The 16,701-nt window shown below is 60.1% G+C and carries 20 protein-coding genes and 1 tRNA gene; 16 read left to right on the top strand and 5 right to left on the bottom strand.

All coding sequences use genetic code 11. The annotated features are described in order from the left end of the window. Positions 1–1,713 (bottom strand): NADP-dependent malic enzyme (locus tag Q0239_RS17190; RefSeq protein WP_298605129.1); only part of this gene is annotated, 1,713 nt, incomplete at its 3' end. A 290-nt stretch (positions 1,714–2,003) separates the two neighbouring features. Between Q0239_RS17190 and mutS the strand changes: the two genes are divergently transcribed. Beyond that, on the top strand, positions 2,004–4,577 hold the full coding sequence (mutS, locus tag Q0239_RS17185) for a DNA mismatch repair protein MutS (RefSeq protein ID WP_298605132.1): 2,574 nt from the start codon (positions 2,004–2,006) through the stop codon (positions 4,575–4,577). Here the strand turns inward: mutS and Q0239_RS17180 are convergent, their stop codons facing one another. After that, positions 4,578–4,883 (bottom strand): hypothetical protein, encoded by a 306-nt coding sequence (locus Q0239_RS17180; protein ID WP_298605127.1) that lies wholly within the window; start codon positions 4,881–4,883, stop codon positions 4,578–4,580. It abuts the gene before it with no gap. A gap of 9 nt (positions 4,884–4,892) precedes the next feature. Continuing rightward, entirely contained in the window at positions 4,893–6,122 is a 1,230-nt protein-coding gene (locus Q0239_RS17175; protein WP_298605125.1) for a NupC/NupG family nucleoside CNT transporter, read from the bottom strand. Between the two features lie 148 nt (positions 6,123–6,270). Between Q0239_RS17175 and Q0239_RS17170 the strand changes: the two genes are divergently transcribed. The 6 genes from Q0239_RS17170 (at position 6,271) to Q0239_RS17145 (ending at position 10,569) form a co-directional block, all read left to right on the top strand. Then, complete coding sequence (locus Q0239_RS17170) at positions 6,271–6,942, top strand: queuosine precursor transporter (RefSeq protein ID WP_298605123.1); 672 nt, start codon at positions 6,271–6,273, stop codon at positions 6,940–6,942. Positions 6,943–6,991: 49 nt separating this feature from the next. Then, positions 6,992–7,894: an acetylglutamate kinase gene (argB, locus tag Q0239_RS17165; protein ID WP_298605131.1), complete on the top strand. Its 903-nt coding sequence runs from the start codon at positions 6,992–6,994 to the stop codon at positions 7,892–7,894. 123 nt (positions 7,895–8,017) lie between these two features. Continuing rightward, positions 8,018–8,326 (top strand): YggT family protein, encoded by a 309-nt coding sequence (locus Q0239_RS17160; protein WP_298605122.1) that lies wholly within the window; start codon positions 8,018–8,020, stop codon positions 8,324–8,326. Then, the gene (gene folD, locus Q0239_RS17155; RefSeq protein ID WP_298605119.1) at positions 8,323–9,219 is read left to right on the top strand and encodes a bifunctional methylenetetrahydrofolate dehydrogenase/methenyltetrahydrofolate cyclohydrolase FolD; all 897 of its coding nucleotides are present in this window, start codon (positions 8,323–8,325) and stop codon (positions 9,217–9,219) included. The genes Q0239_RS17160 and folD overlap by 4 nt, the downstream gene beginning before the upstream one ends. Before the next feature lie 7 nt (positions 9,220–9,226). Next, entirely contained in the window at positions 9,227–9,949 is a 723-nt protein-coding gene (locus Q0239_RS17150; protein ID WP_298605118.1) for a hypothetical protein, read from the top strand. Next, positions 9,946–10,569, top strand: a complete 624-nt coding sequence (locus tag Q0239_RS17145; protein ID WP_298605117.1) for a MarC family protein — start codon at positions 9,946–9,948, stop codon at positions 10,567–10,569. Before Q0239_RS17150 ends, Q0239_RS17145 begins: the two co-directional genes overlap by 4 nt. A gap of 35 nt (positions 10,570–10,604) precedes the next feature. Here the strand turns inward: Q0239_RS17145 and Q0239_RS17140 are convergent, their stop codons facing one another. Then, on the bottom strand, positions 10,605–11,222 hold the full coding sequence (locus Q0239_RS17140) for an LON peptidase substrate-binding domain-containing protein (RefSeq protein WP_298605116.1): 618 nt from the start codon (positions 11,220–11,222) through the stop codon (positions 10,605–10,607). A 10-nt stretch (positions 11,223–11,232) separates the two neighbouring features. After that, positions 11,233–12,138, bottom strand: coding sequence for a tetratricopeptide repeat protein (locus Q0239_RS17135; protein WP_298605114.1), 906 nt, complete (start codon positions 12,136–12,138; stop codon positions 11,233–11,235). A 200-nt stretch (positions 12,139–12,338) separates the two neighbouring features. On the opposite strand from Q0239_RS17135, the gene Q0239_RS17130 reads away from it, so the two are divergent. From Q0239_RS17130 to Q0239_RS17090, 9 genes are all read left to right on the top strand, one after another. Then, positions 12,339–12,413: transfer RNA gene (locus Q0239_RS17130), tRNA-Gly, on the top strand. A 725-nt stretch (positions 12,414–13,138) separates the two neighbouring features. Next, positions 13,139–13,303, top strand: coding sequence for a hypothetical protein (locus tag Q0239_RS17125; RefSeq protein WP_006964003.1), 165 nt, complete (start codon positions 13,139–13,141; stop codon positions 13,301–13,303). A 105-nt stretch (positions 13,304–13,408) separates the two neighbouring features. After that, on the top strand, positions 13,409–13,888 hold the full coding sequence (locus Q0239_RS17120) for a hypothetical protein (RefSeq protein ID WP_298605112.1): 480 nt from the start codon (positions 13,409–13,411) through the stop codon (positions 13,886–13,888). A gap of 380 nt (positions 13,889–14,268) precedes the next feature. After that, positions 14,269–14,586 (top strand): DUF736 domain-containing protein, encoded by a 318-nt coding sequence (locus Q0239_RS17115; protein WP_006964005.1) that lies wholly within the window; start codon positions 14,269–14,271, stop codon positions 14,584–14,586. A 165-nt stretch (positions 14,587–14,751) separates the two neighbouring features. Beyond that, entirely contained in the window at positions 14,752–14,898 is a 147-nt protein-coding gene (locus Q0239_RS17110) for a helix-turn-helix domain-containing protein (protein ID WP_231382252.1), read from the top strand. Positions 14,899–15,124: 226 nt separating this feature from the next. Next, positions 15,125–15,388: a DUF2285 domain-containing protein gene (locus Q0239_RS17105; RefSeq protein ID WP_298605108.1), complete on the top strand. Its 264-nt coding sequence runs from the start codon at positions 15,125–15,127 to the stop codon at positions 15,386–15,388. Positions 15,389–15,525: 137 nt separating this feature from the next. Then, positions 15,526–15,723: a DUF6499 domain-containing protein gene (locus tag Q0239_RS17100; RefSeq protein WP_129927267.1), complete on the top strand. Its 198-nt coding sequence runs from the start codon at positions 15,526–15,528 to the stop codon at positions 15,721–15,723. 118 nt (positions 15,724–15,841) lie between these two features. Beyond that, positions 15,842–16,297, top strand: a complete 456-nt coding sequence (locus Q0239_RS17095; RefSeq protein WP_298605106.1) for a DUF2285 domain-containing protein — start codon at positions 15,842–15,844, stop codon at positions 16,295–16,297. A gap of 118 nt (positions 16,298–16,415) precedes the next feature. Further along, on the top strand, positions 16,416–16,667 hold the full coding sequence (locus Q0239_RS17090; RefSeq protein WP_006964014.1) for a helix-turn-helix domain-containing protein: 252 nt from the start codon (positions 16,416–16,418) through the stop codon (positions 16,665–16,667). The last annotated feature ends 34 nt before the right edge of the window (positions 16,668–16,701 follow it).

Below are 16,701 nucleotides of genomic sequence, written 5' to 3'. Positions count from 1 at the left end.
CACACGCCGCAATTCGCGCATCGTTTGCGCAAAGGTGCGGGTGATACCGGTGATCATCGCGTCGCCCTGATCCATCGCCAGCATCAGTGCGCCAAAGATGTTGCGATCACGGTTGACCATGCGCTGGATATCGCGGCGCAGATAACCCCGGCGCTGCAAACGCAAATATAGCCGGTCGACCATCGCTGGGACGAGCGGGCTGGAGACGCTGTTGTGGATCTCATAGCTTTCGGGATTGGCAACACCCATCGCCTGCAGCTTCGCAAGCACGGTTGCATCGCGCCCTACCAGCACCGGTGTGCCGTAGCCATCCTGACGGAACTGCACGGCTGCGCGCAGTACGACATCTTCCTCGGCCTCGGCAAAGATCACCCGTTTCGGTTTTGCGCGGGCCGCTTCGTAGACCTGCGCCATCACCGACGTCGTCGGGTTCTGACGGGCGCGCAGCGAGGCACGATAGGCATCCATATCGGCAATCGGCTTTTGCGCGACGCCGCTGTCCATCGCCGCCTTGGCCACCGCCGAGGATACAACCTCAATCAGGCGCGGGTCGAACGGGGCGGGGATGATGTAATCGCGGCCAAAGCTTTGCGCATTGCCGCCATAGGCCGCCGCCACATCCTCATGCACCGTCTCGCGCGCCAGCTCGGCAATTGCATTGGCGGCGGCGATCTTCATCTCTTCGTTGATTGTCGTCGCCCGAACGTCGAGCGCGCCGCGGAAGATGAAGGGGAAACCAAGGACATTATTGACCTGGTTAGGATAGTCCGAACGCCCGGTGGCGACAATCGCGTCGGGCCGCGCTTCTAAAGCATCGGGAGGGGTGATTTCGGGATCGGGATTGGCCATCGCAAAGATGATCGGCTGGTCGGCCATGTCGCGGACCATATCCTTGGTCATCGCATTCGCCGCCGAAAGCCCAAGGAAAACGTCTGCACCCTTGATCGCCTCTGCCAATGTGCGCGCCTCAGTGGGGACGGCATGGGCCGATTTCCACTGGTCCATCCCTTCGGCACGGCCCTGATAGATCACACCCTTGCGGTCGCACATGATGACATTGCCATGCGGCACACCCATCGCCTTGATCAGCTCGGTGCAGGCGATCGCCGCCGCACCCGCACCGTTGCAGACAACCTTGATATCCTTCAGCTCGCGCCCTGTTAGCAGGCAGGCGTTGATCAAGCCGGCCGCTGAAATGATCGCGGTGCCATGTTGGTCGTCGTGGAATACAGGAATGTTCATGCGCTCGCGCAGAGTCTGCTCGATCACGAAGCAGTCGGGGGCTGCAATATCTTCCAGATTGATGCCGCCAAAGGTGGGCTCGAGCAGTTCGACGGCATCGATGAAGCGCTGCGCATCCTCGGTCTTCACCTCGATATCGATCGAGTCGACATCGGCGAAGCGTTTGAAGAGCACCGCCTTGCCTTCCATTACCGGCTTTGAGGCCAAGGCCCCCAGATTGCCCATACCAAGGATGGCGGTGCCGTTAGAAATCACGGCGACCAGATTGCCCTTGGCGGTATAATCATAGGCGGTTGCTGGATCGTCTGCGATCGCCTGCACCGGCACCGCAACACCGGGCGAGTAAGCGAGGCTCAAATCGCGCTGCGTCGCCATCGGCTTGGTCGCGACAATCTCTATCTTCCCGGGACGTCCTTGCGAATGGAACAGCAATGCTTCGCGGGCGGTAAAGGGGACGTCGCTTTCGCTCATATAATCGCTTGCCTTGCTTTTGTTCTGATACGTGTCCGCCCTAGCGGCAAGCACGGCAAGGGCGCAAGTCTGCATGCTTCGGGCGAGGTCAAACTTATTCCACAAATCATCGGCGGGCGGCTGTTGGCTTGCCCCGCCCAGACCCGATCAAGCTGGGGCCGGGGCACAACTTTTCCCAAAACCTCCGGGGGGGGGCTGGTTGCCTGCCCCCGCCAAGCCGGTATCAGGCGGGGATGGACTCGCGCCCAGCCAAGAATGTCGCATTGCCCGGCCTCGAAACGCCGACGCCAATGATGGCGCAATATCTGAAATTGAAGGCGAAAGCCGGCGACTGCATGCTGTTCTACCGCATGGGCGACTTTTTTGAGCTGTTTTTTGACGACGCCAAGGCCGCGTCGCAAACGCTCGACATCGCGCTGACTTCACGCGGCGAACATGGCGGGCAGCCGATCCCGATGTGCGGCGTGCCGGTACATGCCGCCGAGGGCTATCTGGCGCGGCTGATCAAGGCCGGGCACCGGGTCGCGATTGCCGAACAGACCGAAACGCCCGAAGAGGCCAAGGCGCGTGGCGGATCAAAGGCATTGGTCGCGCGCGACATCATCCGTTTTGTAACAGCAGGCACGCTGACCGAGGACAGCCTGCTTGATAGCTGGGCATCTAACATTCTCGTCGCGCTTGCCGAGGCGGGTGGGGAGATTGGCCTCGCCGCCGCAGACATCTCGACCGGCTATTTCGAGGTAAGTTGCGTGTCGGCCTCTGCACTTGAGGCCGAGCTGGCGCGGCTCGGGCCGAGCGAAGTGGTGACGCCTGAAGGCTTTGCCGCCCAACCCTATGGCGCAATCGAACGACCGCGCGATGATTTTGACAGCATGGGAGGCAAGGGCGCCCTCACCGCGCATTTCGGGAACACTGATTTTGCTTCATTGAGTCGCGCCGAATTGGCAGCGGCGGGTGGCCTGCTCGCTTATCTGGAGCATGTCGGGCAGGGCAAAATGCCCTTCCTCAAAGTGCCGGTGCGGCGCGAAGTGCAGCAATATCTGCTGATCGACCAGGCAACGCGCGACAGCCTTGAGATTACCCGTTCGGCCAATGGCGGCGGACGCGCGGGTTCGTTGCTCGCCGAGATTGACCGGACGATTACTGGGGCAGGTGCGCGACAACTGGCGGCGGACCTGTCTGCCCCATTGATGGACAAGGGCGCAATCGAAGCGCGACTGGCACTGGTGCAGTGGTTTCATGACGCGCCTTTGCTACGCGACAGCACCCGCACCGCGCTGCGTCAATTGCCCGATATTGCCCGCGCGCTGGGCCGCGTCGTGGCTGGACGCGGAAGCCCGCGAGACTTGGGGCAAATCCGTGACGGCCTGGATGGCGCGCGCATCTTGCGCGAGCGGCTGGGGGCGATGGCCGAACGGCCAGCTTTGCTCGAAGGCCTGCTTCCAGCACTCGACGGACATGGCGCAATGGTCGATCTGTTCACCCGTGCGCTGGTGCCGACGCCGCCGACCGAAGCTGCGCACGGCGGCTATATTGCAGAGGGCTATGACGCCGCGCTCGACGCGCTGCGACTGGCGGGGCGCGATGGGCGGGCGGCAGTGGCGGCGATGGAAGCGCGTTATCGTGCGTCGACCGGGATTTCCGCTCTCAAGATCCGTCATAATGGCGTGCTTGGCTATTTCGTCGAGGTGCCTGCCAAAAATGCCGACCCGCTGATGGCGGCGGGTAGCGGCTTTACCCACCGCCAGACGATGGCGGGCGCGGTGCGCTTCAATTCGCCCGAACTCCACGAAGAAGCGCTGCGGATCACGCAAGCCTCCGGCCACGCGCTGGCCGCCGAAGCGGCACATCTTGAGGAATTGATCGGCCATGTGCTCACGCGGCGTGATGCCATCGCCGCAAGCGCGGATGCGCTGGCGCGGATTGATGTTGCGTCGGCACTCGCCGAACGCGCAGCCGAAGGGCGATGGTGCCTGCCCGAATATACAGAGACACCTGACCTATATATTGAAGGCGGGCGGCATCCGGTGGTGGAAAGTGCTTTGGCCCGCCTGGGCGAACGCTTCATTGCAAATGACGTGCAACTATCTGAAAAAAATAGATTATGGCTGGTCAGCGGCCCCAATATGGGCGGTAAATCGACCTTTCTGCGGCAGAATGCACTGATCGTCATCCTCGCGCAGGCGGGAAGCTATGTGCCCGCCACTTCCGCGCGACTGGGTTTGGTGGACCGGCTGTTCAGCCGCGTCGGCGCGTCAGACAATCTCGCGCGCGGGCGATCGACCTTCATGGTTGAAATGGTCGAAACCGCCGCGATCCTTGCGCAGGCGACCGAGCGCAGCTTCGTCATCCTTGACGAAGTCGGACGCGGCACCTCGACCTATGACGGCCTCGCCATTGCCTGGGCGGTGGTCGAAGGCATCCACGAAAGCAATCGCTGCCGCTGCCTGTTCGCGACGCACTATCACGAACTGACCCGGCTGGCCGACACGCTCGACGCGCTCTCGCTGCACCATGTCCGCGCCAAGGAATATAAGGGCGACCTCGTGCTGCTCCACGAAGTGTCAGATGGCCCTGCAGATCGCAGTTACGGTATCGCGGTCGCCAAACTGGCGGGCCTGCCGCCGCCGGTTTTGGCGCGGGCAGCACAAGTGCTCGAAAAACTCGAAAAGGGCCGCGCCGAAACCGGCGGTCTGGCCGCTGGCCTCGGCGAAATGCCCCTATTCGGTGCCGCCCTCGACGCCGCCGAAGCCAAGGTCGATGCCGTGCGCGACCGGTTGTCGGGAATGGATATCGACGCCCTCACCCCAAGGCAGGCGTTGGATCTATTGTATGAACTGAAGGGGCTGGCGGGCGAGCCATAATCAAGAGTCTGGTGTGATTTCATCTTTGTAAATCACTAAACCACTCCCGTTTTCGAGCGCGCTTTTTGCAGCCATTTGCAAAACGCCATCCGTAATCTCGCTGATATCTTTGGAGAGTTCCTTTCCTCGCTTCACCCCCACAAACAACCATCCCCGCTGCTCTGCATATACACGAGCACATGTTTCAGCCGTTGCTATGTCTTGCGCTCTACCAAAGAGCATGAGCGCATGCCTCGCGCCGACTCGTTTGGTGGCGGCTTCACTTGCTACCCCTTCGGCAAGAAACATGAACAACTTATCTGGCATTTGAAAAAACTAACTTAGACTCAAAAACAGCCCCGCCAGTGCCGCGCTCATCAGGTTGGACAGCGAACCTGCCGCCAGCGCCTTCAAGCCAAGCTTGGCAATCATCGGGCGCTGGTTGGGGGCGAGGCCGCCGGTTACGGCCATCTGGATTGCGATCGAGCTGAAATTGGCAAAGCCGCACAGCGCGAAGGTGACGATGGCAACCGTCGGTGCGGACAGGGTTTTCAGCGCACCCAGATCGATAAAGGCGACAAATTCGTTGAGGACGATTTTCGTACCGAACAGCCCGCCTGCCTGCACGGCTTCGTTCCATGGAACGCCCAGCAAATACATGACCGGTGCAAAGACTTGCCCTAATATGCCCTGAAAGCTCAGCCCCTTCAGACCGACCAGATTACCGAGACCGCCCAATACGCCATTGGCCAATGCGACCAGCGCCACGAACGCCAGCACCATCGCGCCGACAGCTACCGCCAGCTTCACTCCAGTCTGCGCGCCCTGTGAGGCAGCCATGATCAAGTTGGCGGGCTTTTCATCCTCATGCATGTCGAGCGCGATATCGGGATCATCGACCGCTGGTTCGTTCGGATCGTCAGGCATGATCAGCTTCGCCATCAATATTCCGCCCGGTGCCGACATGAAGGCAGCGGCGATGAGGTAATCGATGCGAATGCCCATCGAAGCATAGGCCGCGAGGATGGTACCCGCGACCCCGGCCATGCCAACTGTCATCACGCAGAAGAGCTGCGCGGGGTTGAGCGTCGCCAGATAGGGGCGGATCACCAGCGGCGATTCCGACTGGCCGACAAAGATGTTCGAAGCCGCACACAGGCTTTCGACCTTTGAGATGCCGGTGATTTTCTGCAGACCGCCGCCAATCCAGCGAATGACATATTGCATCACGCCGAGATAATAGAGGATCGAGATGAAAGCGGCGAAGAAGATGATGACGGGAAGTGCCTGAATCGCGAAATTCTGCCCCAACGGATCGGTGGCAAGCCCGCCGAAGAGGAATTTCGTGCCTTCATTGGCATAGCCCAGCAAGTTGGATACTCCAGCCGCCGCGCCTTGCAAAACCCGGTTGCCCCACGGCACATAAAGCACCAGTGCAGCAAGCCCTGCCTGCAGAGCAAAGGCCGACAGCACGACGCGCGGGCGGATCGCCTTGCGGTTGGAGGACAGCAGGAAGGCGACCGCAAGGATCAATAGCATTCCGCCAAGGCTCATCAGGATTTGCATTTGCGACACTCCCCCAAACTCATTTCGTCGGCCCCTGCCTGCGCAGAGGCGACGTGCATGTCGAAGCTGTTAGCGCGCCCTTCCGCCTTGCGCCAATAAAATTAGCCGCTAACCATTGGCCAGCAAAGCAGAAACAGGGGAAGCCGCGATGACCGACAACCAAGCCAGTGGAACGATGATCCCGCGATCCTTGTTCGTCTATGCGCTGCTTTATGGCGGACTGGTCGTGCTGGCAGGCGTACTCGGCACCAAGATTTCGGAAATCGGGCCGCTGCATGTCGAATCGGGTATATTTGCCTTTCTGATGCTGGTGGTGCTGTCGAGCGCGGTCGCCGAGCTGCATGGCAAGGACACGGCCGACAAGCTCGTCCGCTATGGTTTCATCCCGCTGATCCTCTCGATGGCGCTGATCTTCATCGTCATCCGTATGCCCCCTGCCCCCTTCTGGACGTTGCAGGACCAGTTCGCCGGTATCCTTGGCCAGGGCGCGCGGTTGCAGCTCGCGGGACTGATTTCCTATGGCATTTCGCAGACCCTGAACGTCTATGTTTTCACCAAACTGAAGGGCGAAGGCAGTGGGCGGGCGGCTTGGTTGCGCGGGTTGATTGCCGGTCTCCTCTCGCAGGCACTCGACACGGTGCTGTTCATCACCATCGCATTCTACGGCGTGGTCGATCCCGGTAGCGGGCAGGAAATGCCGATCGTGAACATCATGACGGGTCAGATCATCGCCAAGCTGACTCTGGTGGTGGTGTTCGTTCCCCTGCTGATCACAGCCTGTGTCAAACTCGGGCAACGATTGGACGGCAAAGCGGCCTGACCCTGCAATATAGTTGCGTGAATTCCAATGGGGCGCTAACCCGCGCGCCATTATGACCAACCACGCACCTGATCCTGCCATGCTGGCCAAGGCTGAAACGCTAACCGAGGCGCTGCCTTATATGCAGCGTTACGCGGGCAAGACCTTTGTCATCAAATATGGCGGCCATGCGATGGGCGATCCCGAAGCGGCGCGCAACTTTGCCGAGGATGTGGTGCTGCTGAAAGCTGTCGGCATCAACCCTGTGGTTGTCCATGGTGGCGGGCCTCAGATCGGAGCGATGCTCAAGCAATTGGGGGTCGAAAGCCGCTTTGTCGATGGTCTGCGCGTTACCGACGCCGAAACCGCCAAAGTTGCGGAGATGGTGCTGTCGGGCGCGATCAATAAGGAACTGGTAAGCTGGATAGCCCAGGCTGGTGGGCGCGCGGTAGGTATATCGGGCAAGGATGGCGGCTTCGTAATCGCCGAAAAGGTCGAGGGTTCCACCCGCGACCCCGACAGCAATATCGAACGCGCCGTGGACCTCGGCTTTGTCGGCACGCCCAAGCATATCGACCGCAGCCTGCTCGATACGATTTCAGGCAGCGGGATGATCCCTGTGGTCGCCCCCATCGGCGTCGATAAGACCGGCCAGACCTATAACATCAACGCAGACACCATGGCAGGTGCGATTGCGGCGGCGCTGGGTGCGGCACGATTGTTCTTGCTCACTGACGTTGCCGGCGTGCTCGACAAAGCGGGCAACTTGCTCACCGATCTTGATCCCAAGCAGATCGGCGCGTTGCGCGAAGACGGCACGGTGACGGGCGGGATGATCCCCAAGCTGGAAACCTGCATCGCCGCGGTCGAGGGCGGCACTGAAGCCGCAGTTATTCTCGACGGGCGGGTGCCGCATGTCAGCCTGCTGGAAATCTTCACGGCGCGAGGTGCAGGCACGCTGGTGCATAAGTGACGTCGAACCACAAGACTTCGTCATTCCCGCGAAGGCGGGAATGACGGATTTCTGGTGTTCTAGACGGTTGATACAGCGCGCAGCCTCGGCTAATCGGGCGCATCCCTCCCCTTTACGGAGAATATGATGCTCCTCGCGCTTATCCAGATCATCGGCTATCTCGTCACTATCGTTTCGACCGTGGTGATCGTGCAGTTCGTGCTCAGCCTGCTGATCGCCTTCAATGTTGTCAGCCTGTCGAACAATTTCGTGGCGTCGATTTGGCATTCGCTCAATCTGATCCTCGATCCGATGCTCAAGCCGATCCGCAAGATCATGCCCGACACCGGAATGATCGACTTTTCCCCGATCGTGCTGATCATCGGTCTGCGCATCATCCAGATGCTGCTCGGTGGGCTCTATAGCGACCTTTATATGAGCGGTGCCCTTTGAGCGGAACAACGATCATTGACGGCAAAGCGTTCGCCGCGGGGCGGCGTGCGCGCATAGCCCAAGCTGTTCCCGCCTTTACCAAGGCCACCGGTCGCGTGCCCGGTCTAGCCGTAGTCCTGGTGGGTGACGATGCGGCGAGTGCGGTCTATGTCGCTTCAAAAGGCAAAGCGACGGTCGCCGCCGGAATGGCGAGTTTCGAACACCGCCTGCCTGCCGATACCAAACAGGAAGACCTGATCGCGCTGGTGCACCAACTCAACGCCGACGAAAGCGTCGACGGCATCCTTGTGCAACTGCCATTGCCGAAACATCTCGACGAACAGGCGGTGGTTGAGGCGATCGGTCCGGACAAGGATGTCGACGGCCTGACGCCGATCAGCACCGGCCGCCTTGCGCTGGGCCTGCCCGGCCTTGTGCCTTGCACCCCGCTCGGCTCGCTGATGCTGCTTAAGGACCATATGGGCGATCTGTCGGGTAAGGACGCGATTGTGATTGGCCGCTCGATCCTTGTCGGAAAGCCAATGGCGCAGTTGCTTTTGGGCGAGAATTGCACCGTCACTATCGCACACAGCCGTACCCGCGATCTGAAGCAACGGGTTCAGCAGGCCGATATTGTCGTCGCCGCTGTCGGTCGTGCCGAAATGGTCAAAGGTGACTGGCTGAAACCCGGCGCCATCGTAATCGATGTCGGTATCAACCGTCTCGAACCGGTGGCGGGTGAAGCCAAAGGCCGCCTGGTCGGCGATGTCGACTATGCCAGCGCGCTCGAGCTGGCTTCAGCAATCACGCCGGTGCCTGGCGGCGTTGGCCCGATGACCATCGCGTGCCTGTTGCGTAACACTTTGGTCGCCGCGCACCGCCGGGCTGGTCTCGCCGACCCCGAAGGGCTATGAACCGGTCATGACCGGCAAACATCTGCTCCCCTTTCTCTTCGGCTTCAGCCTGATCGCCAGCGGGTGCGTAGCGCAACCAAAGCCGCGCAGTGCCACTGCACCCAGTGCTAATCCCAGCGCGATCATCGCGGCGGAAATCGCGTTCAACCGGCTGGCGCAGGAAAAAGGGCAATGGACCGCCTTTCGCGAAACTGCGGCAAAGGATGCGGTCATGTTCGTTCCCGAGCCAAATCTCGCACAGGAATGGCTGAGGGAAAAAGCCAACCCGCCCAAATCCGTCACATGGCAGCCACACAAGGCCTTCATGTCTTGCGACGGGAAGACGGGTGTGACCACCGGCGCTTGGCAGCGCCCTGACGGATCCGTCGGCTATTTCACGACTGTCTGGCAGTGGCATGAAAAGGGTAAGCGCCCGAAAAAGGCCCCGCCTTCCTATATCGGCGACGGCGAATGGAAATGGGTCGTCGATCATGGCGACGCGTTGACCGCACCGCGCGCCGCGCCGGAAATGATCGAAACGCGCGTGGCCAGCTGCAAGGGCCAGCCGAGTGCTCCGCTGTCGGCCCCGCCCGAGGGCGCGAAAATGAAAATGGGGCTGTCGCGCGACCAGAGCCTCAATTTTACCTGGGTCGTGATGCCCAATGGTGCCCGGTCAGTGGTGGTACGGCTGTGGAATGGCGAGAGCTTTGAGACCGTAATCGCCGACAAGGTGGCGGCGCCCGCATCGTGATCGACCTGTTCATCTCCGCCTTCATCACCTTTTTCGTGGTGATAGACCCGCCGGGCTGCGCCCCGATCTACGCCAGCCTGACAAAAGGCGCGTCGGCACAGCAGCGGCGGAGCATGGCGATCCGTGCGTCGATCATCGCAGCGGGAATATTATATGTCTTTGCGTTGTTTGGTGAAGATCTGCTCGGCGCACTGCATATCGAACTTAATAGCTTCCGCATCGCGGGCGGCGTGATGCTGTTCCTGATTGCCATCGACATGGTATTCGAAAAGCGTACCGAACGGCGCGAAGAGCGTGCACAGAAGATCATCGATACGCCCGAGATCGAGGACGTCTCGGTCTTCCCGATGGCAATGCCGATGATTGCAGGGCCCGGCTCGATCGCCTCGGTGATGTTGTTGATGAGCCAGAATGAGGGGCTTGATCGCTCTCTGGTGGTGCTTGGCGCATTGGGCGCCGTGCTGCTGCTGACACTGATCGCACTGGTTGCGGCAGGGCCGATCATGCGTGTGCTGGGATCAAAGGCCGAAGCCGTCATCACACGCTTGCTCGGCGTGTTGCTCGGCGCACTGGCGGCGCAATTTGTGATCGATGGTTTGCGCGCCAGCTTCGGCGGGTAACGCTGTTCTCCCCTCCCGCTTGCGGGAGGAGGGCCTTACTGCAGCGTAACCCGGTCGTCCGATCCATCGTGACGCCCGAAAAATTGCATCAACTGGATGATCAACTCACTGCGCGTTGCCAGCCCTTTTGATTCGAGCAAAGCCTGTTTGGCAGCTACATCAAAAGGCGCAATCTGGGCGATGACGTTGACCAGTGAGAAATCGTCAAGCTGCCCGACCGCATTCCAGTCCACCGCATAGCCTTGCGCATCGGCAAAACGGCGCGATTCGATCTCCAATGCCGCCCGTTCGCCAAGCGACAGCGTTTCACCGATTTCATCCTCTTCCCACAATTCGCCTTCGATCTGGCGGAAAGGTGTCGTCACATCGAGTTCACGCAATAGGGTGAAGCGCTGCAGCCCTTCCAGTACGATATTGTAACGTCCGTCCTCCAGCGCCTCGACATCCCCGATACGCCCAAGACAGCCAACAGAGAACAGGCTTGGCGTATCCCCGCCGCCCTTGGGCTGGATCATCCCGATCATCCGATCGCGCGCCAACGCATCGCTGACCAACGCTCGATAGCGTGGTTCGAAAATATGCAGCGGCAATTGCATGTCAGGCAGCAATATTGCGCCGGACAGCGGGAAGATCGAGATCCGCTTGACTGTCATCAACTTGCCATCAGCCGAACAATATCGCCGACAGCTTACGTCGCGTCGCCGACGCCCAGGGGTCTTCAAGGCCGATCATGCTGAATATTTCCAGCAATCGGCTGCGCGCTGCCCCCTCATTCCATTCACGGTCGGCGGCGATGACCGCGAGCAACGCGTCTGCGGCGCCATCGCGGTCGCCTGCTGCCATCAGGGCGTTGGCCAGATCAAACCGCGCCTGATGGTTGTCGGGGTCGGCATCAACCGCCGCCTTCAGTGCAATAACTTCTTCCGGATCGCGCGCCTCCGCTGCAATGGCGAGCATCGTTCCGACGCGTTCCAGCGCAGGATCGGCGCGCTGCTCTTCGGTCAGGCTGGCGTGAATCGCCTGCGCCTCTTCCTTTCTATCGAGCGCAATCAATGCCTCCAGCATGCCAGCCAGCGCGGCCTTGTGCTCGGCATCGACACCCAGAATTTCGGTGAATATGGCATAGGCCTCTTCATTCGCCCCTTCGGCCAGCGCTTCCATCCCTGCGGCAGCAACTTCGTCCAGACTGGGTCCGGAATCTGCCGCTGCGCCAGGCTGAATAGGCAGTTTGGCAAGCAGCTGGTCGAGCATCGCTGCCAATTGCGGCTCGGTGCGTGCATTGGTCAGGTCCGCCACTGGCTGCCCCTGGAACATCGCATAGACGGTGGGGATCGAACGGATCTGGAATTGCGCGGCGATGAACTTGTTCTCGTCTACATTCACCTTGGCGAGTACCACGCCCTTGTCAGCATAATCCGCCGCCACCTTTTCAAGAACTGGCGTCAGTTGCTTGCACGGCCCGCACCATTCGGCCCAGAAATCGAGGATGACGAGCTTGGTCATCGACGGCTCGACAATCTCTTCCCGAAATGCCTGCACCGCTTTCTGTTCTTCGGTGGTCAAACCCATGCTGGCCAAAATACTGCTCCCATTATCCGAATCATCTATGCGCTTTATGTGGGGTGCGGCGCGGATATGCCAAGAGATTGGCCCGCAGAGCTGAAAAAAAGCAAAGCAAATTTCCTGTGATTAAAGGGGTTGCAGCCCCCGATGACGCCTGCTAATGGCGCGCCTCACCCGCTGGACATCACCTGATTCCAGCCGCCAGAGCGGGCGTAGCTCAGGGGTAGAGCACAACCTTGCCAAGGTTGGGGTCGAGGGTTCGAATCCCTTCGCCCGCTCCAGTTTTTCCAAGCAAAATCAATACTTAACGGCGCAAGCCGAGATTGGTTTTCTTATTACGCGCCTCAAATTTGGCTCAGCGTAACAGTGGCGTAATATGCTGGGAAGAAACGACCGGATGGCCGTGGCGCAGGTTCGGACAGCCGTTTCGGCGTGACCAAAACTCTCCCACACGTTCTCGAACCCCATCGCCTGATAGCGGTGTGGGTTTTCAGTCGCCGCCCGCAACGGTTTCGGTTCTGGACGCTGCTGTTGGAAAGTCACTCTGGCCCCAGCGCGGATGCGACTCGATAGGAGCGGAGCGCTTCCTGACTACAGGCAGGTTGCGTATTCTTGCCATGCTTCCACTCAAAGCTGCGGCGCTCCATCGGCATAGGTGCGGGGATGCTCGATCATATGAACCGCAATGCCGGATATGACGGTCATGAAATGGCTTCGTGACTGCGATACCGGTCATCATCGTTTTGAAGTGATGCCTAGATCAGCATCGGAGAGAACCGCGAAATTAGCTGGTCGCAATTGGCATAGCTCGAACCGCCGCAGAACCACTCGCTCGCAATAGCCGCTGATCCCTGGGCTCGAAGCCTGTCCTCCTTCAATCAACCCGTGAAGGGTCCGCTACGCGTGCGCGTGCGGCCGCAGCTTTGCTGCGGTGATTGCGGCCAGCCCCCGGCCTGTGGGGCGACTGTCGAGCGGGGTGGTCCCGCTCCAAGGCAGGAGCCGCAACATGCCACTGGCAACCGCACAATCGCTTGGCTGGAACCTCTCCCGGACGCTGATGACGGTCATCGTCCTCATTGAAACCAATCAGGGCTACTTCGTCATCCCCGCTGACGAATTTGATGGCGACCCCGAACAGGTGGTTCGCGAATATGACCCCTTCAGCCGCTAACCTCAGGCACATTTCGCCTTTTCGGCCTGTGCCCTGCCGTGCTATTCTTGCACCGCAGATTGCGCTGAGGTGGTGGTGGCGAGCGCGTCCAGACAAGGGACGCTTATGACCATTTTTCTCATCCTCGGGGCCGTTGCTGGTCTCTATGTGCTCGCGCTGCTCTTCCGCCTCGCCAGCTACGCGCTGCCTGTCTATGCCGGGCTCACGTGTGCTTTCCTGCTGCTCCGCCATGATGTTGGTCATCTCGGAGCAATCATGGGCGGACTGGCGGCAGGCATTGCTACGCTTCTGATTGGACAGGGCCTCATTGCCTTTATCCGCTCCCCCATGCTCCGTGCCGGGATCGCGCTCCTCTTTGCCATACCCGCGGGCATCGCCGGTTTTCAGGCCGCGCACGCGCTTGGATCGCTGGCAACGGATAACAGCATGCTGCTGGCGATCCTTGGATCCATCGCTGCAATGGCGACATCCCTCTCGGCATGGCGAAGCGTGACGATGTCGCAGCGTGATACGCACGTCACCTCAAAGTTTGCCAGTCCCGTGGGTGGGCAAGCCTCTACAGGCCAATCAATGTCGGCCGAGTGATGGCCGTGAGGGGGCAATACCGGTGTTCCAGTCGTGTCCTCCGCTTTGCCGATTTTGAACCGAGGGTTCAGGGCCAGCGTTCACCCGAGCCAGTGCATTCGATCAGCATCTGGCGTCCTTCCCGGCAGAACCGACCAGTACGGCCTCTTTCGATCCGCGCCCATGTCAGCAAGGCGCTTCGCTTGGCAGGCTTGCCGCAACGGTGCTTGCCGAACTTTCTTCCCCCGGCGTTCCGCCGTTCCTCGCGAGACAAGAAAGCCCGGCCAAACCGTCCTTCGCTAACGCTGCGGGCTGACGCTGCGGCGCCTGCCACTGGCTGACCCTTATCCGCGCATCGAGGCCGCACTGGCGCGGTCCCGTCCAACGGAAAGGAAATACCCATGGCAAAGATCGGCAACTTCAAGATGGTTTCGGGCGAACTCCGGGGCCAGATCGTCACTCTCGCCCTTCAGGCCAAATCAGTCAGGATCGTCGCGGAAGAAAACACCAGCGGCAATGCCCCCACCCACCGGGTCCTCATCGGCGAAGTCGAAATCGGCGCAGCCTGGAAAAAGCACACCCAGGACGACCGGCCGTACCTCTCGGTGAAGCTCGACGACCCCAGCTTCATGGCGCCCATTTTCGCCCAGCTCTTCGAAGCCGAGGACGGCAGTCACGATCTGGTCTGGAACCGCCCGAGCCGCCGCAACGACCATTGAATCGGCCAAGTCATCGCCCGGGTCACACCGGGCGATGACGAATCCCTAGTATATTGGGTGGCAGTATATTAGGGTTACGCCGACCCACGAAGCATGAGGCTTCGGGAGATTTTTGGGACGAATTTAAGGCGATTGCGACACGCCAGTGGGCTTTCGCAGGAGGAATTGGCGCATCGTGCCGGAATCAACCGAAACTATGTCGGCCTTCTCGAACGCGCAGCCAATTCGCCAACGCTCGACACTATCGAGCGACTCGCAGAAGAACTTGCCGTCGATCCCGTGCGATTTTTCGAAAAACCTGGCGGTCGTTGAACGCAAACCCACCGCCATTCACCGAATCTCAGCAGCAATTTTACAATTTCTGAACTACAAAAGGCAGATCTTTGCCTCCGGGAATGTTTTGTCCCGGCAAGCCGGGCTCAGCGTTATCCCATGCTGGGGATAACGCACTGCCCGATTGGGGTTAAGTTCGCCATGCTTCTCTGCGCCCTTTGCAGGGGCGCAGTCACGAAACAGGTTTTGCTAAAAGGAGAGACCCATGTCGGCTCCTGAGTTTGCCGATGAACCACCGCAGTCAGACCGATTGAGCGCTTATGATGAGCGCCACCTCGTCACGTATCTCCGCCTGCTGGATGCCGAAAAGGACGGGGCTTCATGGGAAGAGGCGGTTTCGATCATCTTCGCCATCGATCCGGCCAGTGAGCCGGATCGAGCGCAAAGGGTCTATGCTACCCATCTCGCCCGTGCCAAGTGGATGACGGAACATGGCTACAAACACCTGATGGTCCCGCGAACCCAATAAAACTGGGCATTTAGCACCAATCTGGCGCAATCGATTGTGCCTTGCCGCGGGGGAGCACGGAACTGACTCGAGCACTTCTCTCGTCACGGCTCAGACATGATCGTTCGACTCCAAAAAAACCTCATAGGAGAGGTGCGATGGAGAAGCCGCCCGACTGGCGTTCGGAGAATTACGCCAAAGCGTATGAAACCTATGACCGCACGGATTTCGCGCAGGAATTCCTGCGCCGTAATCCTGAATACCGCGACCAATATGCTGAAGCCGTTGACGCTGCGCCACTCGCGCTGAGTCGTCTGGCTCGGCACTGGGGGTTGGTCTTTCGCTGCGGACCCTGATCTACCAGCCCATCATCTCCCGATCGTCTGGCACCCATCTACAGCGGCCAGCGTCATCCTTTTGCGCCCGGCTCCTTTCCCTTGCGACGGCTGCAGCCAAGCCGAAATTGTCGGGAGCATGAATATCGCGGCCCAGCACCGCGATGAGGAAGGGCGGCATCTCGTCCTCTCGACGGCGAAGCGTCGCTACCGCCTGAATATTCGCGGCGAAACAACAGAGACCGAACCGCTCGCCTATGTTCTTCCGGGCGACGCATTTTGGGAAACGCGGCAGGCCGCTGTTTCCGACTTTCATGAGCATTGCCATCTCGGACATGTGAAGAAGCTCCCGTTCTGCCTTGCGCCCGGTCCGTCAGAGCACTGGCGTCTGGTCCAATGGCTTCGGTTGCTTGATGCGCTGTCTGACGGCGCAACCACACGCGAATTGGCCATCGAACTTATCGCCCGCGATGCCCGTCGATATTCAGCCGCCGAATGGGACACGTCGAGCGAGCGCAAACGGATTGCGCGCTGGCAGCGACAGGCGCTCGCTATGCGCGACGGCGGCTATCTCGCCCTGTTGAGCGGCCACTGATCGGGACATTCGGCAGCCACGCCTTATGTCCGTTCACCCAAGTCCCTGAAAATCTCAAATCTCGCCTCCTGCTCGCCGGGCCAACCCCTTGTGTCCGGCACTTCACAGGAGACGTTTCATGGATGGAGATTTCGTCCCGGTATTCCCGCGCTATGTCAGGACGCCCGATGCTGCCGTGCATTTGGGTCTCTCAGCCCGCACGCTTGAAAAGCATCGTTGCTATGGGACGGGCCCGGCCTTTCACAAGCTCGGTCGGCGCATTGTCTACGCCATAGTCGATCTCGATGCCTGGGCGCAAAATGGTCGCCGCAATTCAACATCCGATCCCGGACAAGGCATTTGCCTGTCTGCACGCCCGGTGCGCCGTTGATGCGTTCGGTGAGCCCCCAGCAACAGCTCGACCT

Origin of the sequence: uncultured Sphingorhabdus sp. (genome assembly GCF_937872355.1) — a bacterium.
Taxonomy (GTDB): Bacteria; Pseudomonadota; Alphaproteobacteria; order Sphingomonadales; family Sphingomonadaceae; genus Sphingorhabdus_B.
This window is presented reverse-complemented; position numbering and strand designations above follow the sequence as displayed.